The organism is Bacillus sp. JAS24-2 (assembly GCF_008274905.1).
Classification (GTDB): Bacteria; Bacillota; Bacilli; order Bacillales; family Bacillaceae_G; genus Bacillus_A; species Bacillus_A cereus.
In genome coordinates this window covers 4,006,647-4,030,291 of record NZ_CP031068.1, presented here as the reverse complement: position 1 = coordinate 4,030,291, position 23,645 = coordinate 4,006,647, and the positions used below count along the sequence as shown (strand labels likewise).

The window sequence follows — 23,645 nt, the reverse complement described above, 5'->3', positions numbered from 1 at the left end:
GAATGTATGAAAAAAATTGGAGGGGGAACAATGGGGAAACGAAAATTGTTATTTGAAATAGGAGTATTATTTTTGTCAATAGGTCTTTTGTTATCAAATTTTTATTCAGACATACCATCACCGTTTCCTAATTTGCATAAAGGAATTGGTATAAGTATTGTTATAATTGGTCTGTTTTGTCTTATCACATCTAACTTCTACAGAAAGTCTGAATGAATATAAAAAAGGACAGTTACTCTTTTTCAGAAGTACTGTCCTTTTTAAATAACTTATTCCATAGTTTGGCGATACTCCATATAATGACGATTGCAATGGAGGCGATAATGGACCAAACAATCGATATAATTTCAAGTGTCATGTTAGGAAGGAATGTGAGAATGGATAATACTTTATGAAACAATGATTCTATTATATGAAAACTTATTTGTAATAGAATGACGATACAAAGTGTGATCCATGCTAATATTTTCTTTCCTTGTTCTTTCCACATGACATTCACCTCACGTTAGCTTAATAGTTTTAAGCCAACAGCGCCGCATAAAATGCAGCTTAAGAAAGCAAGACGACGCCAATCCGCTGATTCTCGGAAAATGAGAATGCCTAGAAGTGCACTTCCAGCAGTTCCGATTCCAGTCCAAATTGCGTAAGCAGTTCCCATCGGTAATGTGTTCATCGCAAGAGATAAGAAGAAGAAGCTTACGCCGAAGTTAGCGATTAAAATAACTTTTGGTGCCCAGCCTTTCTTTTCAGTGGCTACTTTCATAAAGAGTACACCAATAATTTCACAAATACCAGCTAGAATTAAAAATACCCAAGCCATTTTATGCGGCCTCCTTCGCTTCTTTTTCTTCTGTTACTCGTTTTAAACCAATTACTCCGAAGAAGATTAAACCGATTAATAAAACTTTTACGATAGAGAAAGGTTCTCCGAAGATGAAAATCTCTGTAAGAACGATTCCACCAGCTCCGATTCCTGTAAAGACTGCGTATACAGTGCCGACAGGTAAATCTTTATAAGCTCTAAATAATAAGACGAAACTAATTGTAATTAATAGAGCAACACCAGCCCATTCAAGTGGTGCCTCTGCTTTTTTTAGTCCAATCACCCAAAAGATTTCAATAATACCAGCGATGATTACATAAATCCATGCCATATGTCATTTCTCCTTCCTACCAGTCGTTAGGTAAAGGGCTTAAAAACGACGCATTGCAAAGGGCAATCCGTCAGTTTGAAAGTCCGCGCCAAAATACTTTCCAAGAAGCGTCTAAACGTGTCTCAAAACGATTTAAACCTGCGTATAATAGTTCAACCATAAGACCGTCGAGTAAGCATAGAAAAGCCTCTAAGGCGTCTTTTACTTCAATGTTATGCAGCTCATCTTGTTCGCTTGCTCTTTTAAATACAGGGAATAAAAGTTTTCCGACGTTTTCAATGTGTACATTTGCTTTATTAATAATTTGTTCGCGAAATGCATCAGGCGGAAAATAAGAAGTTCGTAACCAAAACATTGATTCTTCACTTTCACCAAATCGTTTTGCATACCCTTTTAATAATTTTAAAAGCAATTCTTCAGTGGACGAATTGGAAAAGCTTTCGATATCGCCTGTGAAGCTCTGCAAATCTTTTTGAAGAGCAGATTCTAAGCATATGAAATATAGCTCTTCTTTTCCTTTAAAGTGTGCGTAAATCGATGGTTTTTTAATCCCAACTTCTTGAGCAATATTTGCCAATGAAGTTCCTTCATAGCCGTAGCGTGCGAAATGAGAAAGTGCTACAGCTTTAATGCGGTTTGCTGTCATTTTCATCCCCTACCTACCGTTCGTTAGGTTCATTATATGAGATGAAAAATATAATGTCAATAGGTGAAGAGCTGAAAAAGAGCATTATAGGTAACGCTCTTTTTAGACAGTCTCTCGCTCAATTAAATGGAATGAAAGTTCTTTTGCACTGCCGACAATTTGCTCGCTTTGGATCTGCTTATGGAATAAAGAAAAAGCATGTGAGCCCATTGCGAGACCGGGATGTTCAATTGTGGAAATTTCTAATGCCTTTGAAATTTCATGATTATCAAATCCAAGGATAGCAAGGTCTTCAGGTACTCGAATACCATGTTTTCGAGCCTCTGTTAATAAACCAGCTGCAACTTGATCGTTCGCTGTGAAAATAGCAGTTGGACGATTTTTCATATTTAAAATATGATGGAGTATTTGTGCTCCGTCCTGCATTGTATAGCATTGGTGGAAAATCCATTCAGGATGCAACGTTTTCCCTTCGTTACGAAGTGTATCGGCGAACGCTTTTTCGCGCTCCATGGAATTTACACTTGTTTTTCTTGCTAAACAAATTCCGATTTTTTCATGGCCTCTACTTAGTAAATAGGCAGTACCGAGACGGAAACCTTCATAATGATCTACGTAGATGGATGAAATGAGGGGATGCTTCATTTTTTCACATGAAATAATAGGGGCAAATTTTGCAAAAGGTTCGATTTGTTCCCAAGAGCTCGTTCGGGAGCAAATAATCATCCCATCAAATTGTTTCATTTTCATCATTTCAAGAACACGAATTTCTTCAATGCTATCGTAATTCGTTTGACATAAATTAATGTGATATCCGGCAGCTAACGCTTCGTTTCCGATTCCTTCAATAATCGTACTGAAGTAGGGGAGGTTAATGAAAGGAAGCATAACGCCAATTGTATATGTTTTCCCTCTTATTAAATGGACAGCATTTATATTTTTTGCGTAGTTTAATTCTTCAACAGCATCTAGAACACGCTTACGCTTTTCTTCTTTTACGTAAGGGTGATTATTCAGGACACGAGAAACAGTTGATATCGATACACCAGCAGTTTTAGCAATTTGTTTTATATTGGCCATATGTATCACCTCTTTCCCTTATTATAAAGGGAAAATAATAAGAAAGAAAAAATCTTGACCTGAAAAGCTTTTCACAAACTATGGTATTAATAAGACTTCTTTTTATTCGCGTAACCTTTTCACTTGGGCGTAAGAATGATAGGGGTCTTTTTTGTTTGCAAAAAGTGTTGTCAAAATGTGTGAGAATAACGTGGAAAGTTTTCAAAGGTGGAGTTTGGTGACAAAGCGAATATGAAGAGAATATCAACGCTTCGTTCGTTAAGAGAGCGGTATGAAAGGGCGGAAACAAATTGAAAAAAAGAATCATTTGTTTCGTGTTTTCTAGTTTCATGCTTAGTTCGTGTTCGTTTCAGCAAACGATGCAAGAAGAAAAACACTTTGTGGGAACAACAGGAGGAGCTATGGATTGTGTTACGGATCCTATTCCGCTAAAGGAACTTCCAAAATATTTTCCGGTGAAGTTTAAAGTTCCAACGTTTTTACCGTACGACATTACAAGTGATGTGAAGGGGGAAGTAAGAACGCTTGGGAAAAAGAACACTGTCTTAACGATTAAATATAAACAGAAGGAGTCAGGTAGAAATGAGTATATTGAGTTAAATGTCGCGAACTTTCCTTATAGTTTTCCGGATCTTGTGGAAGAGAAGCGATTTCAAGAACAAATGAAACTGAATAATGGAACGTCTGCTTATTTTAAAAATAAAGATGATTATGAACGTGGTGACGAATTTGCTACGCTTATATGGAAAGAGAAAGGAATTGAATATCAACTGCTGTATCGGAATGTAGAAGAGAACGATGAAAAGGTAATCAAGCAGAATTTATTATACATTGCGAATAAGATGAAATGAAAAAACTAGCTGATTTATTCAGCTAGTTTTTTGTATGTTATTATTTCTTTTTAATTTTGCCTGTCCAAGATTTAAATCCACCTTGTAATTGGTAGAAATCTTTGTAGCCTTGTTTTTTTAAGTATTGCGCTGCACGACCTGTACGGAATCCGCTTTGGCAATATAAGTAAACAGGTTGATCTTGACGAAGTTCTTTATGGCGAAGGCGAATTTGTGATAACGGAATGTTACGTGCACCTAAAATATGCCCTGCGTTATATTCGTCTGCTTCACGAATATCGATAAGCTGTGCTTTACGGTAGCCAGCGCGAAATTCTTCTTCTGTAAGAGTTTTAATTAATTTTTTCTGATAGAAGTACATCCATACAGTGTAGCCGATAAATGCTACGATTACGGCTAATAAAATAATCCAAGTTGTTGACACGATTCTATCGCTCCCTTTTTTCTTATCCTACTTTCAATATTATAATGCCCTTATGTATTTATGCAACAGATTCATTTGCATATAAGAAGAAATTTCGTATTCTTTCACAAATTTTGTCGAATTTGGTAGACTAGAGAATGTGAAAAATAATTGGTTATATGAGGTGCAGGATGGGAAAAGAAAAATGGTGTTATATTAACTCTGGTCAATGTTCACCGGCATTTAATATGGCGTTAGATGAATGTTTATTAAATTGGCAAAGTGAAAAGAAAATGCCACCAACAATTCGTTTTTATGAATGGGAAGTACCAACATTAACAGTTGGGTATTTTCAACGTGTTGAAAAAGATATTAATATGGATGTAGTTAACGAAAAGAAATATGGATTCGTTCGTCGTCAAACAGGCGGCAGGGGTGTACTACATGACAAAGAGCTAACGTATAGTGTTATTGTGTCTGAAGATCATCCGAATATGCCGAAAACAGTTACAGAAGCGTATCGTGTTATTTCGCAAGGTTTATTAGATGGTTTTAAGGCATTAGGGTTAGAAGCATATTATGCAGTTCCAAAAACAGAAGCAGATCGTGAAAATTTAAAAAATCCACGTTCAGGCGTATGTTTTGATGCACCATCTTGGTATGAAATTGTAGTGGAAGGACGAAAAATTGCTGGTAGTGCTCAAACACGTCAAAAAGGTGTTATTTTACAGCATGGATCGATTCCATTAGAAATTGATTTAGATGAACTATATGATCTATTTTTATTCCCAAATGAACGTGTGAAGGAACGTATGAAGAGTATGTTCTCTTCTAAAGCAGTAGCAATTAATGAATTAACAGACCGTACATTTACGATAGAACAGTTAATTAAAGCGTTTGAAGTTGGCTTTGAAAAAGGATTGGATGTAGAACTTGTTCCATATGAATTAACAGAAGAACAGTTACATGAAGTTCAAACGTTAGCGAAAGAAAAGTATGAAAGTAATGAGTGGAATTATAAAAAATAAGAGGTGGCGATAGCCACCTCTTATTTTTTTATAGTAAATTAAGTACTTTTTCTACTTTGATTCCTTTATCTTGTAAAGAACGAAGGCGACTTACAACGTCCATAATTTCTTTGTCAAATGTAACGCTAATACCTTGGCTTTGTAGTTCTTCTTTTAAGCTTTCAATAGAATCATCTATGTCGATGCCAAGCTCGTAATCTTGACAAACTTCAATTGTCTTTTTCACGAGTTTAACATAATTTTCTTGTAGTTTTGAATTTGTTTCAGTCAAAGCAGGCTGCTTCGGTTTTGCAGGAGCAACCGGTGCTGTCTCTTGCTTTGTAACTGGAGTAGGGACTGCTTTTTTCACAGGCGCTGGAGTAACTAGTTCTACAGCTGCTTCTACGCTTACTGGCTTCGGTGTCGGTACCGGAGTAGGCTTAGGTGCCATAGCAGGTGTTTCCACACGCGTAACAGGCTTAGGAGCAGGCGTAATTGCTTTTGGAGCTTCTACAACTACTTCTTTTTTCGGTGCTGCTTCTACCTGTGTTTCTTCTTGCTCGGCAGCTTCTTTATTTTCTTTACTCCACATAACGCGTTCAATTTCTAGAGAAACATTGTTTTTGTTCATCGCTGTTAATGTAACTTTACCAACTTCAGCGTTTCCAGTGAAATCAACAATTTTATAAATAACACTCTTGTTCCAATCCACGTTTCCGCTCAAAAATAATTCTTCGTTACATTTCGGCGTTAAGCCCTCGATTTTAATTTCTGCGTTTACACCGTTTTCACTATATACCATAATTAGCGAAGCATTTACATCTTCGTCTGCTAACATTAGTTCACGTACCATTTTGCCGGTGCGTACTTGCGTTTTCTTCTTAACTGACATCTAATTTCTCCTCTCAAAAATTCAGTAATAATAAAAAAATCGTATAACGAAAAATAATTGCTCACGAAGATTTATGATACCGATAATAAAAGCATCACGTCAACAATTAACTTTAATTATTTTGCATTTTTCTTATTTTCTTTATGAAATTTTTCAATTTGTAAAATTAGACAGAAGAAAAAACAGCCTTTTGAAGGGCTGTTAAAAATTTGATTTTTTATATAATAATTTATATAAAACGTAAAATAGGATAGCGATTAAAGCATTTTGCCAAAAGGTTAGATGATAAATGAGATAAGGTTGCTTTTGGAAATAAATATTTAAGAATACAGCGGAACAAAATGGAGTAGCAAATGCGAATCCAAATAGAATTCTTCTTTTCCAATTCATTTTCTGATCAAAGGAGTAACGCTTTAATAAATATAAAATAAATAGTATACCTAGTATAATTATTGAAACAGACAAAGTAGTTCCAAGGATGCTAAAAGGCGGACTTGATAATGTATTATTTTTTTCAAAGAGAAACATAAAAAAAGAAATAATTGCATTTATGCCAAACTGTATAGCAAGAAGTAAGCTAACAGAAAATCCAATTAAAGAAGTTTTTTCTAACTTTGTTTGGGTTGGTAAAGCTGATATAAGTTCATCACAATAAGATTGTAAGTCATCACCAAAAATGTCATAAGCATTTTTATTTTCTACTTGTGCTTCGATAAGATGATCTAATATTTCTAACAAAAGTTCTTCTACTTGATGTTCGGGTACATTAGATAACCGAAGATATACTAGCATATCACCATAAGCAATTTCGTTTTCGGAAGTTAGAAGCTCACGTTTTTTATTATTCAATTCAATCATGTCTTGTGCATTCATCCCTATCACTCCCCCTGTAATAAGTTATTTACCGTAGTTGAAACCATCCCCCAGCTTTGTTTAAATTCTTCAAGCTGTTCTAATCCTTTATCGGTTACGTGATAATATTTTCGCTTTGGACCGAGTGAGGAAGCTTTTAATGTTCCTTCAATCAATTTTTCTTTTTGCATACGTAACAATAATGGATATATGCTTCCTTCGCTTACAAATGTAAATCCGTGTTTATTTAATTTTGTACTCAGTTCATATCCGTACACTTCTTCTTGTGAAATGATGTATAGGATGCACCCTTCGAGCACGCCTTTTAACATTTGGCTGTGCATGATTTCACCACCTTTTATTCAGGTAACTTGCGTTGCAAGGTAGCTGGTATCCAAATTATAACATTCAGTAACTTGCAATGCAAGTTACTGGGGTGGAAAACTTTAATGTCCCCCATACTAACGAGAGGGCGAAAATTATATGAGACCGTTTATGCCAAAGCTCGTTTACTTTGAACGAAAGGCACTTGAATATCCACTTGGTTTTATAGTTGCGCCAATTTAAATGCATGAAGAATGGGAAGAAGGATACCGTAAACTATTTGAGCGACAAAGATATGACGATACCAAATTTAACGTTTGAATTGATTCAGCATTGTTTTCCGAAACCATCGGAAAATATGTATATAAAAAAGATGATGCAGCAGTATTAAAAGAAACGATAAGAGGTTATAGAAATGAGTTTTTTCCTAATGCAGAAATACAATATTTTACTTAAGGGGAGTCTGTATGCAAATACAGATTCTTTTTTGTTTTATATATTTAGGCTCGTTTTCAACTTGTCACGTTATTCTTTCTGGTGTATCATTTTATTGATTGCTTCGTACGGAATAAGCAAAATGAACTTGGATGGAGGAAACCGATGCCTACCCCTAGTATGGAAGATTATATTGAACAAATTTATTTGTTGATTGATGAAAAGGGTTACGCCCGCGTATCTGATATTGCTGAAGCGCTTAGTGTACATCCATCCTCTGTAACAAAAATGGTGCAAAAATTAGACAAAGATGAATATCTAATTTATGAAAAATATAGAGGGCTTGTATTAACAACAAAAGGTAAAAAAATCGGAGAACGTCTCGTATATCGTCATGACTTGCTAGAGCAATTTATGCGTATTATCGGTGTGGATGAAAGTAAAATTTACAATGATGTAGAAGGAATTGAACATCATTTAAGTTGGGAAGCAATTGATCGCATTGGTGATTTAGTGGAATACTTTGAACAAGATGCAGTCCGAGTGGAAACACTTCGTGGTGTTCAAAGAGCAAATGAAGAGAAAAGTAATTAAGGGGAACGTATGGCGTTTCCTTTTTTATTTCAATTCGAAAAGGATGGGAGAATTATGAAAGCAATTATTTTTGATTTTGATGGATTAATTGTGGACACAGAAACGATATGGTTTCACTCTTTCAGAGATGCTGTTCGTGAATACGGCGGGGAACTACCTTTAGAGGAATTTGCGAAATGCATTGGAACAACAGATGAGGTACTTTATACATATTTAAATGATCAATTAAAAGAGAAGTTTAACAAAAGTGCATTAAAAGAAAAAGTGGCAACTTTACATAAAGAGAAAATGAGAATACCAGAAGCTCGTGACGGGGTAAAAGAATATTTAGAAGAAGCGAAAGAAATGGGATTAAAAATCGCACTAGCCTCTAGTTCTTCTAGAGAATGGGTTATTCATTTTTTAGAAGAGCTACAAATTCGAGAATATTTTGAAGTAATTAAAACGAGAGAAGATGTTGAGAAGGTAAAACCAGATCCAGCTCTTTATCGAGTTGCAATAGAAGAATTAGGAATTAAGCCGTCTGAAGCTGTTGTATTTGAAGATTCATTAAATGGATTGAGAGCAGCAGTTGCAGCGGGATTAACGTGCGTTGTGGTACCTAATGATGTGACACGGAATTTACCATTTGAAAATCATCATCTTCGAATTGAAAGTATGAGAGAGAAAAGTTTAAAAGAAGTGCTTCAAAGTATAAAAAAAGACCGTATTTCCTAAAAGGAAGCACGGTCTTTCTTTTTGCTTTTTTTGCCTTCAATGACAGTTAAATGAGACTGTTTTCTTTTTCGTTTCAAAGTGGAAGAATTCCCTTTTTTACTTTTGTCATTAGAAGTATTTGACTTAAAGAAAGAATTGCCTAGGGGTGCTACATTTTGTTTCCCATGTTTGCGGTTCGATTGTTTTGCCGCACGCTTATATGAGCTTTGTGAATTTGCAGAACCATTGGAATTTGTAAACATCTTGTATAGCAAGTAAAAGATACCAACAACAAGTAACATGTACCCGATATTTCTTAATACACCCATGGGATTTGTAATAACAGATGAAACAAGGCCGAATATTGCCAATCCGATAATAAGCACAAATATAGCGAAAGTAAACGAACGACCGTTCATAAGGGACACCTCCTAAAAACGTATATTAAAATTAGTATATTAACGATGAGGAAAGGAGTTGAACACCATTTTTAAATAATTATTGTTTGTTCTCTAAACGTAATAATTCTTCAAACGATGCAATTGCTACTTCCACTTGATCATCTGTTGGTTCTTTCGTTGTTAATAGTTGTAGCCATAATCCAGGATATCCAAGTACGCGTAATACGGGAATATCTCGTAATCGATTTGTAAATTGTAATACTTCAAAAGAAATACCAAGTACAACTGGAATTAATAAAATTCGGTTTATAACTCGTGCCCAAAGAGGATCTGTAGGGACTAGGAAATAAACGAACATTCCAATAATGACTGTAAATATAATAAAGCTACTGCCACATCTATAATGGAGACGAGTTTGCTTTTGAACGTTTTCTACAGTCAGAGGAAGGTTATTCTCGTAAGCATTGATTACCTTATGCTCTGCACCGTGATACTGAAATACCCGCTTAATAAGTGGGGTTAAAGAAATAAAGTATATATAGCTCAATAATAGCATGAGCTTAATGACACTTTCGACAATGATTTGCCCAGTATGAGACGGGAAAATCGGTCTTGTTAATTCAGCTAATAGTGCAGGAACTGCTGTGAAAATGACTTTACCGAATATAAAAGATAAAACGCCAACAGCTGCAACTCCTAATACCATCGTTAATTTTGATTGTTCTTCTTTTTTATTTGCAATTTGTTCATCATCTTCTGGGTGGACGTCAAATCGTTCTGAAGCGAAGTTTAAATGTTTTGCTCCATTCGCACTTGCATCCACAATAGCGGCAATCCCTCGTAAAAATGGAATTTTTTTTAGGGTAGATAGTACTTTATTACGAACGCGTGGTAATCGATAAAATTCAATCGATTTATCTTTACGACGAACCGCTGTAACAGTATATTCTCTACCGCCAAACATAACTCCTTCTATGACCGCTTGCCCGCCATATATTTGTTTTGACTCTTCTGCCATGTTAACACCAACCTGTATTTGTTTCTCTCTTATGTAGAAAAAGAGGCAATTGTCATACTGGGTTCTGTCGTTTTGAAATAAGACAATCACCGAGTTTCCTTTATTTTATCGGCAAATACAAGTAGATGACAAGGGAAAATGTTATGAGAGTCGGACATTTCTTATTCTTTTTATAGACAAATTTCGCAGGATTTAAACATGCTTCAAAATAGTTTCGGGCATACTATTGAGCGGAGGTGTCGATGTGAGTCAAGAACAATTAGGAACAAGGAATTTTGTGCAGATTGGTTTGTTTGGTGGAATCTTTTGGGGCGGGATATGGTATTTCCTTCATATATTTTCATTCACGGAGGCGGGCCCGAATTATTTCCTTTTACCATTTGCGTTTGGAAGTTGGAAAGAGGGTGTATGGGGCAATGTGTTCGGAATAGTGTGTATGGGACTTCTTTCAATTTTAATTGCCTTTTTGTATAAAGCATTTTTTGCAAAGTTTGAAGGGATTATAGCGGGAATTATTTATGGGCTATTTTGGTGGGCACTACTGTTTCTGGGGATGGGTTTAATGGCTCCTGTTATTAAAAGTGCGCTCCATTTACCAAAAGAGACAATTGTGACGACAATATGTATTTTTATATTGTATGGTGTGTTTATAGCATATTCTGTTTCTTACGCAGTAAATAGCAATAAAGCAGAACAAGAAGGGTAAGAGAAGACGAACTATTCAAATAAGTAACTCCTATGTTAAAATATTGTATAGATATTTAATATTAAGGAGTTTTAAGAATATGAAAAAGTTACTCCTCGTAAACGGTCCTAACCTAAATCGCCTCGGTGTTCGTGAGGTAAATGTATATGGAAAGGGCACGCTAACGACACTTGAAGCAGATATGAAGCAAGAAGCAGAAACAATGGGAGTGGAGTTAGAATGTTTCCAATCGAATCATGAAGGTGCCATTATCGACATTATTCATGAAGCGGAAGATATATATGAAGGGATCATTTTAAATCCGGGAGCATTTACGCATTATAGCTATGCGATTCGTGATGCCATTGCGAGCATTTCGATTCCTGTTATTGAAGTACATATTTCTAACATTCATCAGCGTGAATCGTTCCGTCATGAATCTGTGACGGCAGCTGTTTGTGCAGGTCAAATTGTAGGATTTGGTTTTTATGGCTATAAGTTAGCGTTATTTGCATTAATGGAGAAATTGAGGGAGGCATAAAGTAATGGAGAAAATTGAAAGATTACGAAGTGCATTTGATGAGGCTGGTATTGACGGTATTTTGTTAACAAATGAACATAGTCGTAGATATATGGCTAACTTCACAGGAACAGCAGGCGTTGTTCTTATTTCAAAAGATCGTGCTCAATTTATTACAGATTTCCGTTACGTCGAGCAGGCAAGTAAACAAGCGGTTGGATATGAGGTTGTACAGCACGCAGGATTGATCATTGATGAAGTGGCAAAGCAAGTGAAAGAGCTTGGAATTCAAAAGCTTGGTTTTGAGCAAGATACTCTTACATATAGTTCTTATTCAGTGCATAAGGAAGCGATTGATGCTGAATTTATCCCGACTTCTGGACTTGTAGAAAAGTTACGCTTGATAAAGACTGATTCAGAGATTAAGATATTAAAGGAAGCTGCACAGATTGCAGATGCTGCCTTTGAGCATATTCTATCATTCATTCGCCCGGGAGTATCTGAAATTGAAGTGTCAAATGAACTTGAATTTTTCATGAGAAAACAAGGAGCAACATCTTCTTCGTTTGATATTATCGTTGCTTCAGGTCTTCGTTCGGCATTACCGCACGGCGTGGCATCTGAAAAAGTGATAGAAACAGGAGATTTCGTTACATTAGACTTCGGCGCTTATTACAAAGGATATTGCTCTGATATTACTCGTACGATTGCAGTCGGTGAACCATCTGATAAATTAAAAGAAATTTATAATATCGTTTTAGAAGCACAACTACGTGGTGTGAACGGTATTAAAGCTGGTTTAACAGGTCGCGAGGCTGATGCGCTAACGCGTGACTACATAACGGAAAAAGGATATGGTGAATACTTTGGACACTCTACTGGTCATGGAATAGGTCTTGAAATCCATGAAGCACCAGGTTTAGCATTCCGTTCTCATACAGTACTTGAACCAGGTATGGCTGTAACAGTAGAACCAGGTATTTATATTCCAGGTATTGGCGGCGTACGTATTGAAGATGATATCATTGTGACAAGTGAAGGTAATGAAGTAATTACGAAATCACCAAAAGAACTTATTATTTTGTAATACACAGGAGGATTTTTTTACATGATTTCAGTAAACGATTTTCGTACAGGTTTAACAATTTCAGTGGACAATGCCCTTTGGCAAGTACTTGATTTCCAACACGTAAAGCCAGGTAAAGGTGCTGCATTCGTTCGTTCTAAACTACGTAATCTTCGCACAGGTTCTGTTCAAGAGAAAACATTCCGTGCAGGTGAGAAAGTAGAAAAAGCACACATCGAAAACCGTCGTATGCAATACTTATACGCAAGCGGTGAGGCTCACGTATTTATGGATAACGGAACTTATGAGCAAATCGAACTTGGTGAAAAACAAATCGAGCGCGAGCTTAAATTCCTAAAAGAAAACATGGAAGTAGCAATCATGACTTACCAAGGCGAAGTACTTGGTGTTGAACTTCCAAACACAGTTGAATTACAAGTTACAGAAACAGAGCCTGGTATTAAAGGTGATACTGCTTCTAACGTAACAAAACCAGCTACATTAGAAACTGGTCTTGTTGTACAAGTACCAATCTTCATTAACGAAGGCGAAATGCTTATCATCAACACTGGTGAAGGTAAATACGTTTCTCGTGCATAGTAAAAAAGCACTCGTGATAATTCACGAGTGCTTTTTTTATAGGAAATAGGGTAGATAGTAAATAGCTGTTATTATAAAACTGACTAAAACAAGTGAAAGAGTACCCATAATAGATGGAGTCAAAACAATTTGAAATGGTTTTATTTCGCCAGTCTCAACGCCAGTTAATGTTTTACTTATTGCGTGATCTGTAATGTTATTTCTATGGTTACTCATAATAATTAACCACATAATTGCAAATATTGCTAAACTACCAAGGAAAAAGGTCTCTATAAATGACCAACCGACCAATAATGAAAAAAGATAAATAAGAGCTAATTCTACTACAACGGTTAAACTAACTTTCAATGCCTTCATATTTTTCCCCCTCATTCTTTAATTTCAACCAGTTTAAAAAATTTTCACGTGACACGACATGCAGAGAGCAAGGTGACTTTACTTCTTTCTCTAGTGCAGCGTGTTCGTCTGGAAACTTGTTTTCCACATGCAATGAAATATAAGGTAGTTTTTCTTGTGCTTTTAAAGAGCGGATATTATTCGTTTTAGCACCAGCAAATACGTAGGAAAGTTGTAAGTCTAAAAAGGCGATTTTAAAGATTTCTTTTTTAGCAGCCTCGTTATAGCCTTTTCCCCAGTACGGATAGCCGAGCCAACTACCAATGTGAGATTGCTTTTTCTCATTATTAATATGTTTAAGTGTGGTGAGGCCAATTATTTCATTTTCTTCATTCACAATCATTCTCGATAAGGATTTCTTTTGACGCTCTTCTTCTATTGCGAAAAGAAGAAATGTTTTCGTGTCTTCGATATTTTCTACCGTTATCCCCAATGCATTTTTTATATGTGGATCACTTGATAGCTCGAAAATCACATTTGTATAGCATAAATCTAGTGGTAATAAAGTGACGTGCTGCATGGTTTAAACCTCTTTTAAACTAAATGTACCATAATATACCATGAAATAATATGAATATTCAGATTGTAATTCAGACTTTAGAGAAAAATTATGTTTTTACTTCTGAAATAGACAACCTCTGCATATGGTTGTACAAATATATTCTTTTTTAGAATACGAAGTTAGTAACTGTTACGGGAGAAGGTGGAAGAATGAAACAGTGGCTAGCGGCAATGGAAACATCCGTGCTTGTTATGGGGGCACTTCGATTATTTTCAGGTAGTGCGGAGATATTTGCTGCTTTGCTTATGCTTTATGTGAATGATGCGAAGAAAGCGTTGTTTATAAATGGTATGTTGGCGTTTGTTGGACCTACCGTATTAATTTTAACAATGACAATTGGGATAGCGAGTGTAGCAAGTGAAATTTCTTTCTTGAAGCTCTTTTTTCTAGCGCTTGGAATTTGCTGTATTTTTATCGCATTACTGAAATAGTAAGTCGAGTATAGTGGGGAGAAGCCGATGAAAGAGGTATTAGAAGTTTTACCAAAAACGATGAAGTACTTAATTGAAGAATGTAAGCAATACGATGCTTTAGAGGAAATTCGTGTTCGAATTGGAAGGCCGCTAGAGTGTATTGCACACGGAAAGGTGTTTTTTTATGACTATATCACTACTGCAGAGGATGCTATTTACTTATTGAATAAGTTAAGTCAATTCTCAATTTATACGATGGAAGAGGAATTAAAACGTGGGTATGTGACGCTTCGCGGAGGGCATAGAATCGGGTTAGCAGGAAAAGTCATTACAGAAAAAAGCGCAGTGAAAATGATTCGTGATGTCTCTTCCTTTAATATTCGTATTGCTCGTCAAAAAATAGGGATTGCTGAACCGCTTTTGCCATATTTGTATGAAAAAAGGTGGTTAAACACGATGGTAATTGGCCCTCCCCAAACGGGAAAAACGACACTCTTAAGAGATGTAGCACGTTGCATGAGTCAAGGGGTAAGTGCTTCGGAAATTCCTTCCTGTAAAGTGGGGATCGTTGATGAACGGTCAGAAATTGCTGGTTGTGTGAAAGGGATCCCGCAATATGATTTTGGTACCCGAGTCGATGTGTTAGACGCATGTCCAAAGGCAGAAGGAATGATGATGATGATTCGTTCTATGAGTCCTGATATTTTGATCGTAGATGAAATTGGCCGTAAAGAAGATAGTGAAGCAATTATGGAGGCAGTGCATGCAGGTGTCCAGCTTTTTATAAGCGCACACGGATTTTCCTATGAGGATGTTGTGAGACGTCCATCGCTCAAGGCAGTGCTAGAGCTTGGTATATTTGATAGGTTTGTGGAGTTGTCAAAAGCGAGGGGTCCAGGAACGGTTATGCAGGTGAAAGATAAATATGGAAAACCAGTGTTATCAAATAGAAAGGCTGAGGGCGTATGGTGAAAATATTTGGTGCAGTGTTAATCGTTGCGGTCAGCACCTTTTTCGGGTTTTCGTACGCTAAAAGATACAGTGAGAGACCGAGGCAACTTAGGTTATTAAAATCAGCACTTCAATCATTAGAGGCAGAAATTATGTATGGACACACACCTTTATCTGAGGCTGCCGAGCGATTAGTTAAACAAATGCCAAAGCCATTAAATTGGATATTTCAAAGTTTCGCTAAAAAACTAGAAAGTGGAGAACAAACAGTAAGGGAAGCTTGGATAGATAGTTTGAAAGAGAATTGGAAGTTGACGGCTTTTCAACAAACCGAGTATGAAATACTGCAGCAATTTGGTGAAACGCTCGGGCAACATGATCGTGAATCACAACAAAAACATATTCGCTTATGTATTACACATTTGGAGAGAGAAGAAGAGGAAGCGAAAGCTTTACAACTGCAATACGAAAAAATGATTAAGAGCTTAGGGGTACTAGCAGGGCTACTTATTGTAATTTTACTGCTATAGGGGGGAGAAAGGCGATGTCCATTGATGTTGGATTAATATTTCAAATCGCCGGAATCGGCATTGTTTTAGCTTTCATTCATACTGTACTAAAAGAATTGAAGCGTGAGGATATTGCAAATTGGGTTATCCTTGTCGGTTTTGTCGTCATTTTATTTCATGTTGCATTTTTAATTAATACGCTATTCGACAAGATTAAAAGTGTCTTTCTCTTCCAGTAAAGGAGGCGGTTCGAATCGAAATTATACAAATTGTCGGATTAGGCCTCGTTGCTACGTTTTTAGCTGCTGTTTTGAACCAGCATAAATCTAGTATTACATCTTTATTTATTGTGTTCGTAGGTAGCGTGATGTTTCTTATTTTAATCGATCAAATTCATTCTATTTTACAAATGATTGAGAGAGTAGCGAGTGAAGCGAAAGTTAGCAACGTCTACGTGGAAACGTTACTAAAAATTATTGGAATTGCTTATATTGCCGAGTTTGGAGCTCAAATTACAAAAGATGCTGGTCAAGGTGCCATCGCTTCGAAAATTGAACTTGCTGGGAAAATCTTAATTCTCGTTATGGCAATTCCTATTTTGACGGTTGTAATTGAAACTATTCTCGGATTTTTACCGACGGGATAAGGGGGAGTGAATGTTGAGGAGGTTTGGAGCTAAGCTGCTATTTGCTTGCTTCCTTTTCTTTTCTTTACCGGTTGTTGTACAAGCTTCTCCTGTAGAAACAAACGTCGTTGATCAACAATTGGATAAGCTCGGAATTGAAGATGTGAAGCAATTTTGGGACGGGCTTGTTACAAAATATGGTGGCTATTTGCCAGAGAGTCAAAAAGGGAGTTTTATGGAGTTTGTAAAGGGAGAAAAAGAATTCTCTCTAAAAGAGTGGATGATAGGGTTATTAAAATATTTATTTCATGAGCTTGCAGCTAATGGAAAACTGCTTGGCACACTCATTATGCTCACAATCTTTAGTGCATTGTTGCAATCACTGCAATCCGCTTTTTCAAAAAGTAGTGTAAGTAAAATTGCTGATGCTGTTGTATATATGGTACTTATTATTTTTGCTTTAAATAGTTTTTATGTCGTTATGACATATGCAAGAGAAACGATACAAACAATGGTAGATTTCATATTAGCGCTATTGCCAATTTTATTGGCGCTTATAGCGACTGGTGGCGGGGTTGTATCTGTATCTTTCTTTCATCCGATTATCATTTTCTTAATGAATACAAGCGGGCTTCTTATGAATTATATCGTTCTACCGCTTTTATTACTGGCAACGATATTAAGTATTGTAAGTACAATGAGTGATCAATATAAAGTTACAAAATTGTCCAAGCTTCTGCAAAACGTTAGCGTTGGGATTATCGGTATCTTCTTAACGATTTTTTTAGGGGTATTATCTGTACAAGGAACAGCGACAGCCGTTGCTGATGGCATAGCTGTGAAAACTGCTAAATTTGTAACAGGAAACTTCATTCCAGTAGTTGGAAGGATGTTTACGGAAGCGGCAGATACTGTTATTAGCGCATCAGGATTATTGAAAAACACAGTCGGAATTATTGGGCTCGTCATTTTATGCTTAATTGTTGCTTTTCCTGCGATTCAAATTTTCTGTATTGCATTTATTTATAAATTCGCAGCAGCAGTATTACAACCGGTTGGCGGCGGAGCAATTATTCAATGTTTAGACATTATTGGAAGAAGCATCATTTACGTATTTGCTTGCTTAGCTATCGTATCATTTATGTTCTTTTTAAGTATTACAATTATTATTGCTGCGGGGAATATTACACTTATGATGCGGTAGGAGGTGAAGAGTATGCAATTTGTTACAGAGTGGATCAGAAATATTATCGTTTTTTTGCTCTTAGCGACAATGCTTCATCTTATTCTTCCAAATTCGAATTTGCAAAAATACGTTAAATTTGTTGTAAGTCTTTTGTTAGTCGTATTAATTTTAACACCCCTTTTTAAACTATTGCAGACAGATGTAAATGAAGTAATTGCAAATTTTAATGAAGAAAAGTACGTAGCAGAAGGATCTGTAAAAAATTCAATAGATTCGAAGAAAAAAGAAATACAAGCTCTAACACGTGCATATAGTTTAGAAGAGATGGCTACCAAAATGAAAAAAGAAGTAGGAAAAGAGTTTGAGAAAAAGTATGGTATGGCTGTCTCTGAAATACAAATAGTCGCAGCAGAAAATATAGAAGAAGTAAAGTCAGCGAAAGATATTCAATCTGTTGTTGTGACGTTGAAAGAAAAAGAACGTAGTAAAAATGATGCAATCGAAACAGTAAAGCCAATTGAAATTAACACGAAAGAGCCTCCAAAAAAAGTGGAAGAAACGAATGTAGAAATGAAAGATTTCTTTTCAAGCAGGTGGCAACTAGAGGGTAAACAAATCCAAGTTCAAATGGAAGGGAGGACAGGTAGAGTAAATGGACAATAAAGATAAAAATTCGAAGTTCTCATTTTTTCGAAACTTATTGAATGGGGATCAAAAAGAAAGTAACGAGAAGGGTAAAAAGGTAACACCTAAGTTTTTACTTGTCCTACTCATACTTGGAATTTTGCTTATGTTTTCTAGTAGTCTCTTTTCAAGTAAAAAAGAAGAAGTACCTGTATTTAAAGAACAAAAAACTCAAAACCAAGAAAAAGACGTACCAACTTTCGGACAAAAAAGTAATGATAGTATGTCAAATGTAGAAAAATATGAAAAAGCGTATGAACAAGAATTAAAAACTGCTTTAGAAGAAATAGCAGGAGTAAAAGACGTAACGATTAAAGTGAATTTAGATTCATCTGAAGAAAAAATTTTAGAAAAAAATACAGTGAAACGCTCACAAACAACAGGTGAAACAGATAAAACAGGCGGTAAGAGAGAAGTAGAGGACGAGTCTCTTGATGAAAAGACTGTCATTATACGTGAAGGGGATAAAGAAACTCCTGTTGTTTTACGAACAGAGAAGCCGAAAGTACGTGGTGTTCTTGTCGTAGCAAAGGGAGTGGATAATATACAAGTTAAAGCAATGGTAAAAGAAGCTGTGATAAGGCTGCTAGATGTACCGGCCCATCGCGTTTCAGTTTCACCGAAAAATTGATAGGGAGGAAATAAAGTGTTAAAAAAACAAACAGTTTGGTTATTAACGATGTTAAGTTTAGTTGTTGTACTATCTGTGTATTACGTGACAACTCCTGACAAAATGAATACAGCATCGCCAGCAACAGGTGAAAAGATTGGACAAGAAAAACAAGGTACTGATAAAGCAGTAACAAACGAAGCGCCTAAAGAAACTCCGAAAAAAGAAAATACAAGCAAAGAAACAACAAATAAAGAAACAGACAAAAAAGAAAATGCAAAAAAAGAAACAAGTAAAAAAGAGGGCAATGTATCAGTTCAATCAAGTGATGAGAATTTCACAGCTTTACGTATGCAAATGGAAGATCAGCGTAGTGAACAAAAAGCAAAATTACAAGAAGTGATGAGTTCAACAAAAGCTTCAGCAACAGAAAAGAATAAAGCGAAAGAAAATTTTGATGCCATTACGACAATGGAAACGAAGCAAGAATTACTTGAGACAGTAATTAAATCTCAAGGAGGATATCCAGATGCTCTTGTAAGAGCTGATGGTACTGATATTAGAGTAACGGTTAAAGCGGCAAAACATTCACAGAAAGAAGCAAATAAAATTATTCAACTTGTAAGAAGTGAAGGCGGATCAAAAGATGTAGGTGTGAAATTTGATCCACCAGCGAAATAAGTGAAACTTTAATCCGTAGGGATTTCCCTACGGATTATTATCTTTTACTAAGCAAAGGGTATGCAAATAGTAAAAAGAGTATGCAAGTACGTGTGAATAGAAAAAAGCTATCATTTTCGATAGCTTTTTTCTATTGCGTCTTTGTAATTATTTTTACTATGTTCAGCTCGGAATGGAGAAACACGTTGTGAGTAAAAGATTAATGGTTCATGGTACTGATGATTACTTTTTCCGGATTTGACGTGGATGCAAAGAACGCATGCCCAAACGATTACAGCAGGTAAAAAGAGAATGAGCCATATCATATTTCCACACCTCGACACAATATATTTTCTACACTTTGAACATACTATTCTTATATGAAGGAATGATGAACGGTGTGTAAACAAAAAAAAATATTTGGTAAAAATATGTTATTGACTATAGGTGTGGTGAAGAGTGAAGAGGGAATGGCATGTTTGCTGTGTAACGTTTTGAAAAAGTAGTGAATGTTTTTTAAGAAGTGGTCTTGCCAATTTCGTGTGAAACTTGGTATTATTACTAGGTATTAAATTTTTATTGGAATAATATTTTTACAGGAGTTTCGATTTATTATAAAGAAATATAAATTGGAATGTTTAAAAAATTTATCGTAAGATGGAAATAGTAAATATTTCTATTAGTTAATGAAATATATTTTCTAATAGAATACATCGTATTTTTACAGTCAATCTAGTTTTCGTGACGAGAATCTGTAAAAACGGGACAAACAAGAGTATGGGAGTGGATTTTACATGTTTAAAATTCAAGAAGTTCGCGAATTAATTAAATTAATTGATAGCTCTAATATTGATGAATTTGAATACAAAAAAGACGGTACAACAATCAAAATGAAAAAGCGTGGTAATGAAGTTGTTGCTGTGCAAGCACCTGCAGCAAAACAAGCTATGCAACCAGTAGCGCCTGTTGAAGTTGAAACGAAAGTAGCAGCAGCACAAGCAGAAGCGCCAAAACAAGAAGAGAAGAAGGCTGTTCAAAATGAAAACCTACATAAAATCACATCACCGATGGTAGGTACATTCTATTCTTCTTCTTCGCCTGATACACCTCCATATGTAAGTGTTGGGGATAGAGTATCGAAAGATTCTATCGTGTGTATTGTCGAGGCTATGAAGTTATTTAACGAAATTGATGCTGATGTAGAGGGCGAAATTGTTGAAATTCTTGTTAATAACGGACAGCTTGTTGAGTATGGACAACCGCTATTTCTTGTAAAAGCGTAATAAGGGAGTCTTTGTGATGATAAAAAAAGTATTAATAGCCAATCGTGGGGAAATTGCTGTACGAATTATTCGTGCTTGTAAAGAAATGGATATTGAAACAGTTGCAATTTATTCAGAAGCAGATAAAGAGTCACTTCACGTACAGATTGCAGACGAGGCGTATTGTGTAGGACCAACGATTTCGAAAGAAAGCTATTTAAATTTGACGAACATTATTAGCGTTGCGAAGTTAACAGGCTGCGATGCTATTCATCCGGGATACGGATTTTTAGCAGAGAATGCAGATTTCGCAGAATTATGCCGTGAATGTAACTTGATTTTTATCGGTCCAAGTCCAGAAGCTATTTCAAAGATGGGCACAAAAGACGTTGCTCGTGATACAATGAAAGAAGCAGGGGTTCCGATTGTACCAGGTTCACAAGGGATTATTAAAAATACCGAAGAAGCGATCGAGCTTGCTAATCAAATTGGATATCCAGTTATTATTAAAGCGACTGCAGGTGGCGGCGGAAAAGGTATTCGTGTTGCACGCCATGAAGAAGAGCTTATAAAAGGAATTCAAATTACACAGCAAGAAGCTAGTACCGCTTTTGGGAACCCTGGTGTATACTTAGAAAAGTACGTTGAAGATTTCCGCCATGTTGAGATTCAAATAATGGCAGATACACACGGAAATGCCATTCATTTAGGAGAGCGTGATTGTACAATTCAGCGCCGTTTGCAAAAACTACTAGAAGAAAGTCCATCACCTGCACTTGATGAAGATATTCGCAAGCAGATGGGTGAAGCGGCAGTTAAAGCGGCGGTAGCGGTTGATTATACAGGTGCTGGTACGGTTGAGTTTATTTATGAATATAAAACGAAAACCTTTTATTTCATGGAGATGAATACGAGAATTCAGGTTGAGCATCCGGTTACTGAAATGGTAACGGGAATGGACTTAATTAAAGAGCAAATTCTTGTTGCTTCAGGAGAAAAGTTATCGTTACAGCAAGAAGAAGTACAATTTAATGGTTGGGCAATTGAATGTCGAATTAATGCGGAAAACCCTGCCAAAAAATTTATGCCATCTCCAGGTAAAGTAGAAATGTACTTACCACCAGGAGGATTTGGTATTCGCGTCGATTCAGCTGTATATCCGGGATATTCAATCCCACCTTTCTATGATTCGATGGTTGCTAAATTAATTGTTCACGGAAAAACACGTGAAGAGGCAATTGCAAAAATGAAGCGCGCACTTAGTGAATTTGTCATTGAAGGCGTACATACAACAATCCCGTTCCATTTGCAATTGCTAGATCATCCTGATTTTGTAAAAGGTGAGTTTAATACGAAATTTTTGGAAGAGCATGAACTTGTGACGCAGTGATACATTAAAGGAGGTTTTTTTCATGGCTGAACATATGTTAGATATGGGTCAAGATACAACTCTTGGTAAAGTAGAAATTGCACCAGAAGTAATTGAAGTAATTGCAGGTATTGCAGCTGCTGAAGTAGAAGGTGTAGCGGCAATGCGCGGTAATTTTGCTACAGATGTTGTTGAGAAGTTAGGTAAGAAAAATCATGGTAAAGGTGTAAAGGTTGAATTAGCAAACGAAGATATTATCGTTGACCTTTATGTTGTAATGTATTTTGGTGTAGCAATTCCAGTTGTTGCACAAAAGATTCAAGACAATATTCGCCAAGCACTCTTTACAATGACAGGACTTGAGCCAAAAGAAGTGAATGTTCACATCGTTGGCGTAACATTCGAAACACAAAAAACAGAAATCGAACCAGTGTAAGAATGAAAAGGTGCCTAGTAACATAGGCATCTTTTTTATCGTTTCATTTCTTCACAAATTACAACCCTCTAATTATTATACTATTTCAAAAAATAAGAAATAAACAAGAAAATGTGTCGTTTTTCCAAAAAACGTACATTGTGATAAGATATGGAACTTGAAGTTAATCTTTTTATTATTTTTCAGCCTTGTAACCCGTGTGTGAAACGATAAATTGTGTTATTATCATTGTATTATAAGGTTGGAAAATCAATGAAAACTGTAAGAGTAAGTGAATTGACGGCTTATAAATTATAATAATATAACAAAGTATAAGGAAAGACTTGAAGCATAAAGGAGAGTTACAATGAAACGTAGGACGGCTAGAGAAAGAGCAATGCAAGCATTATACCAAATGGATATTACAGGTGAATTAGAACCGAAAGTAGCAGTGGAAAACACGCTGGATGAAGGCGAAGAAACAAATGAGTTTCTAGAGTCACTTGTAGTAGGTTTTGTAGAAAATAAAGAAGCAATCGATGAAGCGATTCGTCAAAACTTAAAAAAGTGGAAGCTTGAGCGTATTAGTATTGTTGATCGCAGTATTTTACGTGTAGCTGTGTATGAAATGAAGTACATGGAAGAAATTCCACACAACGTAACAATTAACGAAGCAATTGAAATTGCAAAAACATTTGGGGATGAGGAATCTCGTCGTTTTATTAACGGCGTTTTATCTAATATAAAAGATACACTGTAAATTCTTTAAGGGGGAATCT

At 36.0% G+C, this 23,645-nt stretch carries 36 protein-coding genes and 1 pseudogene; 23 read left to right on the top strand and 14 right to left on the bottom strand.

Annotated features, from left to right (window positions below):
• Positions 1 to 30 precede the first annotated feature (30 nt).
• Complete coding sequence (locus tag DN407_RS20885) at positions 31 to 216, top strand: hypothetical protein (protein WP_000518066.1); 186 nt, start codon at positions 31 to 33, stop codon at positions 214 to 216.
• Between the two features lie 16 nt (positions 217 to 232).
• Here the strand turns inward: DN407_RS20885 and DN407_RS20880 are convergent, their stop codons facing one another.
• The 5 genes from DN407_RS20880 to DN407_RS20860 all read right to left on the bottom strand — a co-directional run bounded on the left by DN407_RS20880 (position 233) and on the right by DN407_RS20860 (position 2,880).
• Positions 233 to 490: a DUF3975 family protein gene (locus DN407_RS20880; protein ID WP_000265427.1), complete on the bottom strand. Its 258-nt coding sequence runs from the start codon at positions 488 to 490 to the stop codon at positions 233 to 235.
• A gap of 15 nt (positions 491 to 505) precedes the next feature.
• Entirely contained in the window at positions 506 to 820 is a 315-nt protein-coding gene (locus DN407_RS20875; protein ID WP_000312623.1) for a DMT family transporter, read from the bottom strand.
• Position 821: 1 nt separating this feature from the next.
• Entirely contained in the window at positions 822 to 1,154 is a 333-nt protein-coding gene (locus tag DN407_RS20870) for a DMT family transporter (protein ID WP_000312339.1), read from the bottom strand.
• Between the two features lie 70 nt (positions 1,155 to 1,224).
• Positions 1,225 to 1,806 (bottom strand): TetR/AcrR family transcriptional regulator, encoded by a 582-nt coding sequence (locus tag DN407_RS20865; RefSeq protein ID WP_002005730.1) that lies wholly within the window; start codon positions 1,804 to 1,806, stop codon positions 1,225 to 1,227.
• 96 nt (positions 1,807 to 1,902) lie between these two features.
• Positions 1,903 to 2,880, bottom strand: coding sequence for a LacI family DNA-binding transcriptional regulator (locus DN407_RS20860; RefSeq protein WP_001273979.1), 978 nt, complete (start codon positions 2,878 to 2,880; stop codon positions 1,903 to 1,905).
• A 314-nt stretch (positions 2,881 to 3,194) separates the two neighbouring features.
• On the opposite strand from DN407_RS20860, the gene DN407_RS20855 reads away from it, so the two are divergent.
• The gene (locus tag DN407_RS20855; RefSeq protein ID WP_118043310.1) at positions 3,195 to 3,731 is read left to right on the top strand and encodes a DNA polymerase III subunit delta; all 537 of its coding nucleotides are present in this window, start codon (positions 3,195 to 3,197) and stop codon (positions 3,729 to 3,731) included.
• A gap of 40 nt (positions 3,732 to 3,771) precedes the next feature.
• Here DN407_RS20855 and DN407_RS20850 read toward each other — a convergent pair whose 3' ends face one another.
• Positions 3,772 to 4,155, bottom strand: coding sequence for a rhodanese-like domain-containing protein (locus tag DN407_RS20850; RefSeq protein WP_000108653.1), 384 nt, complete (start codon positions 4,153 to 4,155; stop codon positions 3,772 to 3,774).
• A 170-nt stretch (positions 4,156 to 4,325) separates the two neighbouring features.
• Between DN407_RS20850 and DN407_RS20845 the strand changes: the two genes are divergently transcribed.
• Positions 4,326 to 5,162, top strand: a complete 837-nt coding sequence (locus DN407_RS20845; protein ID WP_000514081.1) for a lipoate--protein ligase family protein — start codon at positions 4,326 to 4,328, stop codon at positions 5,160 to 5,162.
• Between the two features lie 28 nt (positions 5,163 to 5,190).
• Here the strand turns inward: DN407_RS20845 and DN407_RS20840 are convergent, their stop codons facing one another.
• From DN407_RS20840 to DN407_RS20830, 3 genes are all read right to left on the bottom strand, one after another.
• Positions 5,191 to 6,033 carry a hypothetical protein gene (locus tag DN407_RS20840; protein WP_000111900.1) on the bottom strand — a complete coding sequence of 281 codons (843 nt, stop codon included), beginning with the start codon at positions 6,031 to 6,033 and terminating at the stop codon, positions 5,191 to 5,193.
• A gap of 201 nt (positions 6,034 to 6,234) precedes the next feature.
• Positions 6,235 to 6,906: a DUF1129 family protein gene (locus tag DN407_RS20835; RefSeq protein ID WP_000993592.1), complete on the bottom strand. Its 672-nt coding sequence runs from the start codon at positions 6,904 to 6,906 to the stop codon at positions 6,235 to 6,237.
• Positions 6,907 to 6,911: 5 nt separating this feature from the next.
• Entirely contained in the window at positions 6,912 to 7,229 is a 318-nt protein-coding gene (locus tag DN407_RS20830) for a PadR family transcriptional regulator (RefSeq protein ID WP_000556083.1), read from the bottom strand.
• A gap of 190 nt (positions 7,230 to 7,419) precedes the next feature.
• Here DN407_RS20830 and DN407_RS32210 point away from each other — a divergent pair.
• The 3 genes and pseudogenes from DN407_RS32210 to DN407_RS20815 all read left to right on the top strand — a co-directional run.
• Positions 7,420 to 7,665: pseudogene (locus tag DN407_RS32210) on the top strand (spore photoproduct lyase family protein); the annotation flags it as partial.
• Positions 7,666 to 7,809: 144 nt separating this feature from the next.
• The gene (gene mntR / locus DN407_RS20820; RefSeq protein ID WP_001143083.1) at positions 7,810 to 8,238 is read left to right on the top strand and encodes a transcriptional regulator MntR; all 429 of its coding nucleotides are present in this window, start codon (positions 7,810 to 7,812) and stop codon (positions 8,236 to 8,238) included.
• Positions 8,239 to 8,292: 54 nt separating this feature from the next.
• Complete coding sequence (locus DN407_RS20815; RefSeq protein WP_025966333.1) at positions 8,293 to 8,955, top strand: HAD family hydrolase; 663 nt, start codon at positions 8,293 to 8,295, stop codon at positions 8,953 to 8,955.
• Here the strand turns inward: DN407_RS20815 and DN407_RS20810 are convergent.
• Positions 8,952 to 9,353 (bottom strand): SA1362 family protein, encoded by a 402-nt coding sequence (locus DN407_RS20810; RefSeq protein WP_149216614.1) that lies wholly within the window; start codon positions 9,351 to 9,353, stop codon positions 8,952 to 8,954. The genes DN407_RS20815 and DN407_RS20810 overlap by 4 nt on opposite strands.
• A gap of 79 nt (positions 9,354 to 9,432) precedes the next feature.
• On the bottom strand, positions 9,433 to 10,353 hold the full coding sequence (locus DN407_RS20805; protein ID WP_000807121.1) for a DUF1385 domain-containing protein: 921 nt from the start codon (positions 10,351 to 10,353) through the stop codon (positions 9,433 to 9,435).
• A gap of 244 nt (positions 10,354 to 10,597) precedes the next feature.
• Between DN407_RS20805 and DN407_RS20800 the strand changes: the two genes are divergently transcribed.
• The 4 genes from DN407_RS20800 to efp all read left to right on the top strand — a co-directional run bounded on the left by DN407_RS20800 (position 10,598) and on the right by efp (position 13,224).
• Positions 10,598 to 11,059 carry a YqhR family membrane protein gene (locus tag DN407_RS20800; RefSeq protein WP_000076880.1) on the top strand — a complete coding sequence of 154 codons (462 nt, stop codon included), beginning with the start codon at positions 10,598 to 10,600 and terminating at the stop codon, positions 11,057 to 11,059.
• Positions 11,060 to 11,138: 79 nt separating this feature from the next.
• The gene (aroQ, locus tag DN407_RS20795) at positions 11,139 to 11,579 is read left to right on the top strand and encodes a type II 3-dehydroquinate dehydratase (RefSeq protein WP_000735147.1); all 441 of its coding nucleotides are present in this window, start codon (positions 11,139 to 11,141) and stop codon (positions 11,577 to 11,579) included.
• 4 nt (positions 11,580 to 11,583) lie between these two features.
• Positions 11,584 to 12,645: a Xaa-Pro dipeptidase gene (gene pepQ / locus DN407_RS20790; protein ID WP_000411041.1), complete on the top strand. Its 1,062-nt coding sequence runs from the start codon at positions 11,584 to 11,586 to the stop codon at positions 12,643 to 12,645.
• Between the two features lie 21 nt (positions 12,646 to 12,666).
• On the top strand, positions 12,667 to 13,224 hold the full coding sequence (gene efp, locus DN407_RS20785; RefSeq protein ID WP_000626516.1) for an elongation factor P: 558 nt from the start codon (positions 12,667 to 12,669) through the stop codon (positions 13,222 to 13,224).
• 36 nt (positions 13,225 to 13,260) lie between these two features.
• On the opposite strand, the gene DN407_RS20780 is transcribed toward efp, so the two are convergent.
• Positions 13,261 to 13,581, bottom strand: coding sequence for a hypothetical protein (locus DN407_RS20780; protein WP_000645695.1), 321 nt, complete (start codon positions 13,579 to 13,581; stop codon positions 13,261 to 13,263).
• Positions 13,562 to 14,140, bottom strand: coding sequence for a GNAT family N-acetyltransferase (locus DN407_RS20775; RefSeq protein ID WP_016118619.1), 579 nt, complete (start codon positions 14,138 to 14,140; stop codon positions 13,562 to 13,564). The genes DN407_RS20780 and DN407_RS20775 overlap by 20 nt, the downstream gene beginning before the upstream one ends.
• 191 nt (positions 14,141 to 14,331) lie before the next feature.
• On the opposite strand from DN407_RS20775, the gene DN407_RS20770 reads away from it, so the two are divergent.
• The 9 genes from DN407_RS20770 to DN407_RS20730 are packed head-to-tail and all read left to right on the top strand — an operon-like array spanning position 14,332 to position 19,841.
• Complete coding sequence (locus tag DN407_RS20770) at positions 14,332 to 14,613, top strand: YqhV family protein (protein WP_000816050.1); 282 nt, start codon at positions 14,332 to 14,334, stop codon at positions 14,611 to 14,613.
• 27 nt (positions 14,614 to 14,640) lie between these two features.
• A complete protein-coding gene (spoIIIAA, locus tag DN407_RS20765) occupies positions 14,641 to 15,567 on the top strand; it encodes a stage III sporulation protein AA (RefSeq protein ID WP_000665905.1) in 927 nt (308 codons plus the stop codon).
• Complete coding sequence (spoIIIAB, locus tag DN407_RS20760; RefSeq protein WP_000238702.1) at positions 15,561 to 16,076, top strand: stage III sporulation protein SpoIIIAB; 516 nt, start codon at positions 15,561 to 15,563, stop codon at positions 16,074 to 16,076. The genes spoIIIAA and spoIIIAB overlap by 7 nt, the downstream gene beginning before the upstream one ends.
• Before the next feature lie 14 nt (positions 16,077 to 16,090).
• On the top strand, positions 16,091 to 16,294 hold the full coding sequence (gene spoIIIAC, locus DN407_RS20755; RefSeq protein WP_000020914.1) for a stage III sporulation protein AC: 204 nt from the start codon (positions 16,091 to 16,093) through the stop codon (positions 16,292 to 16,294).
• Between the two features lie 23 nt (positions 16,295 to 16,317).
• Entirely contained in the window at positions 16,318 to 16,701 is a 384-nt protein-coding gene (spoIIIAD, locus tag DN407_RS20750; RefSeq protein WP_077393170.1) for a stage III sporulation protein AD, read from the top strand.
• A 10-nt stretch (positions 16,702 to 16,711) separates the two neighbouring features.
• Positions 16,712 to 17,884 (top strand): stage III sporulation protein AE, encoded by a 1,173-nt coding sequence (spoIIIAE, locus tag DN407_RS20745; protein WP_000946110.1) that lies wholly within the window; start codon positions 16,712 to 16,714, stop codon positions 17,882 to 17,884.
• 12 nt (positions 17,885 to 17,896) lie between these two features.
• On the top strand, positions 17,897 to 18,529 hold the full coding sequence (spoIIIAF, locus tag DN407_RS20740; RefSeq protein ID WP_001161033.1) for a stage III sporulation protein AF: 633 nt from the start codon (positions 17,897 to 17,899) through the stop codon (positions 18,527 to 18,529).
• The gene (spoIIIAG, locus tag DN407_RS20735; RefSeq protein WP_000368890.1) at positions 18,519 to 19,181 is read left to right on the top strand and encodes a stage III sporulation protein AG; all 663 of its coding nucleotides are present in this window, start codon (positions 18,519 to 18,521) and stop codon (positions 19,179 to 19,181) included. The genes spoIIIAF and spoIIIAG overlap by 11 nt, the downstream gene beginning before the upstream one ends.
• Before the next feature lie 15 nt (positions 19,182 to 19,196).
• On the top strand, positions 19,197 to 19,841 hold the full coding sequence (locus DN407_RS20730; RefSeq protein ID WP_000914710.1) for a SpoIIIAH-like family protein: 645 nt from the start codon (positions 19,197 to 19,199) through the stop codon (positions 19,839 to 19,841).
• 110 nt (positions 19,842 to 19,951) lie between these two features.
• Here DN407_RS20730 and DN407_RS20725 read toward each other — a convergent pair whose 3' ends face one another.
• On the bottom strand, positions 19,952 to 20,146 hold the full coding sequence (locus DN407_RS20725; protein WP_002101315.1) for a hypothetical protein: 195 nt from the start codon (positions 20,144 to 20,146) through the stop codon (positions 19,952 to 19,954).
• Positions 20,147 to 20,614: 468 nt separating this feature from the next.
• Between DN407_RS20725 and accB the strand changes: the two genes are divergently transcribed.
• The 4 genes from accB (at position 20,615) to nusB (ending at position 23,626) form a co-directional block, all read left to right on the top strand.
• On the top strand, positions 20,615 to 21,103 hold the full coding sequence (gene accB / locus DN407_RS20720) for an acetyl-CoA carboxylase biotin carboxyl carrier protein (protein WP_000472859.1): 489 nt from the start codon (positions 20,615 to 20,617) through the stop codon (positions 21,101 to 21,103).
• A gap of 16 nt (positions 21,104 to 21,119) precedes the next feature.
• Positions 21,120 to 22,472: an acetyl-CoA carboxylase biotin carboxylase subunit gene (gene accC, locus DN407_RS20715; RefSeq protein WP_000592870.1), complete on the top strand. Its 1,353-nt coding sequence runs from the start codon at positions 21,120 to 21,122 to the stop codon at positions 22,470 to 22,472.
• A 22-nt stretch (positions 22,473 to 22,494) separates the two neighbouring features.
• Positions 22,495 to 22,887 carry an Asp23/Gls24 family envelope stress response protein gene (locus DN407_RS20710; protein ID WP_000807630.1) on the top strand — a complete coding sequence of 131 codons (393 nt, stop codon included), beginning with the start codon at positions 22,495 to 22,497 and terminating at the stop codon, positions 22,885 to 22,887.
• A 346-nt stretch (positions 22,888 to 23,233) separates the two neighbouring features.
• On the top strand, positions 23,234 to 23,626 hold the full coding sequence (gene nusB, locus DN407_RS20705; protein ID WP_000830247.1) for a N utilization substance protein NusB: 393 nt from the start codon (positions 23,234 to 23,236) through the stop codon (positions 23,624 to 23,626).
• Positions 23,627 to 23,645 lie beyond the last annotated feature (19 nt).

Bases quoted from the DNA above. Each gene is read 5' to 3' on its own strand.
- DN407_RS20885 (WP_000518066.1), top strand. From the start codon at position 31: ATGGGGAAACGAAAATTGTTATTTGAAATAGGAGTATTATTTTTGTCA.
- DN407_RS20880 (WP_000265427.1), bottom strand. From the start codon at position 490: ATGTGGAAAGAACAAGGAAAGAAAATATTAGCATGGATCACACTTTGT.
- DN407_RS20875 (WP_000312623.1), bottom strand. From the start codon at position 820: ATGGCTTGGGTATTTTTAATTCTAGCTGGTATTTGTGAAATTATTGGT.
- DN407_RS20870 (WP_000312339.1), bottom strand. From the start codon at position 1,154: ATGGCATGGATTTATGTAATCATCGCTGGTATTATTGAAATCTTTTGG.
- DN407_RS20865 (WP_002005730.1), bottom strand. From the start codon at position 1,806: ATGAAAATGACAGCAAACCGCATTAAAGCTGTAGCACTTTCTCATTTC.
- DN407_RS20860 (WP_001273979.1), bottom strand. From the start codon at position 2,880: ATGGCCAATATAAAACAAATTGCTAAAACTGCTGGTGTATCGATATCA.
- DN407_RS20845 (WP_000514081.1), top strand. From the start codon at position 4,326: ATGGGAAAAGAAAAATGGTGTTATATTAACTCTGGTCAATGTTCACCG.
- DN407_RS20840 (WP_000111900.1), bottom strand. From the start codon at position 6,033: ATGTCAGTTAAGAAGAAAACGCAAGTACGCACCGGCAAAATGGTACGT.
- DN407_RS20835 (WP_000993592.1), bottom strand. From the start codon at position 6,906: ATGAATGCACAAGACATGATTGAATTGAATAATAAAAAACGTGAGCTT.
- DN407_RS20830 (WP_000556083.1), bottom strand. From the start codon at position 7,229: ATGCACAGCCAAATGTTAAAAGGCGTGCTCGAAGGGTGCATCCTATAC.
- mntR (WP_001143083.1), top strand. From the start codon at position 7,810: ATGCCTACCCCTAGTATGGAAGATTATATTGAACAAATTTATTTGTTG.
- DN407_RS20815 (WP_025966333.1), top strand. From the start codon at position 8,293: ATGAAAGCAATTATTTTTGATTTTGATGGATTAATTGTGGACACAGAA.
- DN407_RS20810 (WP_149216614.1), bottom strand. From the start codon at position 9,353: ATGAACGGTCGTTCGTTTACTTTCGCTATATTTGTGCTTATTATCGGA.
- DN407_RS20805 (WP_000807121.1), bottom strand. From the start codon at position 10,353: ATGGCAGAAGAGTCAAAACAAATATATGGCGGGCAAGCGGTCATAGAA.
- aroQ (WP_000735147.1), top strand. From the start codon at position 11,139: ATGAAAAAGTTACTCCTCGTAAACGGTCCTAACCTAAATCGCCTCGGT.
- pepQ (WP_000411041.1), top strand. From the start codon at position 11,584: ATGGAGAAAATTGAAAGATTACGAAGTGCATTTGATGAGGCTGGTATT.
- efp (WP_000626516.1), top strand. From the start codon at position 12,667: ATGATTTCAGTAAACGATTTTCGTACAGGTTTAACAATTTCAGTGGAC.
- DN407_RS20780 (WP_000645695.1), bottom strand. From the start codon at position 13,581: ATGAAGGCATTGAAAGTTAGTTTAACCGTTGTAGTAGAATTAGCTCTT.
- DN407_RS20775 (WP_016118619.1), bottom strand. From the start codon at position 14,140: ATGCAGCACGTCACTTTATTACCACTAGATTTATGCTATACAAATGTG.
- DN407_RS20770 (WP_000816050.1), top strand. From the start codon at position 14,332: ATGAAACAGTGGCTAGCGGCAATGGAAACATCCGTGCTTGTTATGGGG.
- spoIIIAA (WP_000665905.1), top strand. From the start codon at position 14,641: ATGAAAGAGGTATTAGAAGTTTTACCAAAAACGATGAAGTACTTAATT.
- spoIIIAB (WP_000238702.1), top strand. From the start codon at position 15,561: ATGGTGAAAATATTTGGTGCAGTGTTAATCGTTGCGGTCAGCACCTTT.
- spoIIIAC (WP_000020914.1), top strand. From the start codon at position 16,091: ATGTCCATTGATGTTGGATTAATATTTCAAATCGCCGGAATCGGCATT.
- spoIIIAE (WP_000946110.1), top strand. From the start codon at position 16,712: ATGTTGAGGAGGTTTGGAGCTAAGCTGCTATTTGCTTGCTTCCTTTTC.
- spoIIIAF (WP_001161033.1), top strand. From the start codon at position 17,897: ATGCAATTTGTTACAGAGTGGATCAGAAATATTATCGTTTTTTTGCTC.
- spoIIIAG (WP_000368890.1), top strand. From the start codon at position 18,519: ATGGACAATAAAGATAAAAATTCGAAGTTCTCATTTTTTCGAAACTTA.
- DN407_RS20725 (WP_002101315.1), bottom strand. From the start codon at position 20,146: ATGATATGGCTCATTCTCTTTTTACCTGCTGTAATCGTTTGGGCATGC.
- accB (WP_000472859.1), top strand. From the start codon at position 20,615: ATGTTTAAAATTCAAGAAGTTCGCGAATTAATTAAATTAATTGATAGC.
- accC (WP_000592870.1), top strand. From the start codon at position 21,120: ATGATAAAAAAAGTATTAATAGCCAATCGTGGGGAAATTGCTGTACGA.
- DN407_RS20710 (WP_000807630.1), top strand. From the start codon at position 22,495: ATGGCTGAACATATGTTAGATATGGGTCAAGATACAACTCTTGGTAAA.
- nusB (WP_000830247.1), top strand. From the start codon at position 23,234: ATGAAACGTAGGACGGCTAGAGAAAGAGCAATGCAAGCATTATACCAA.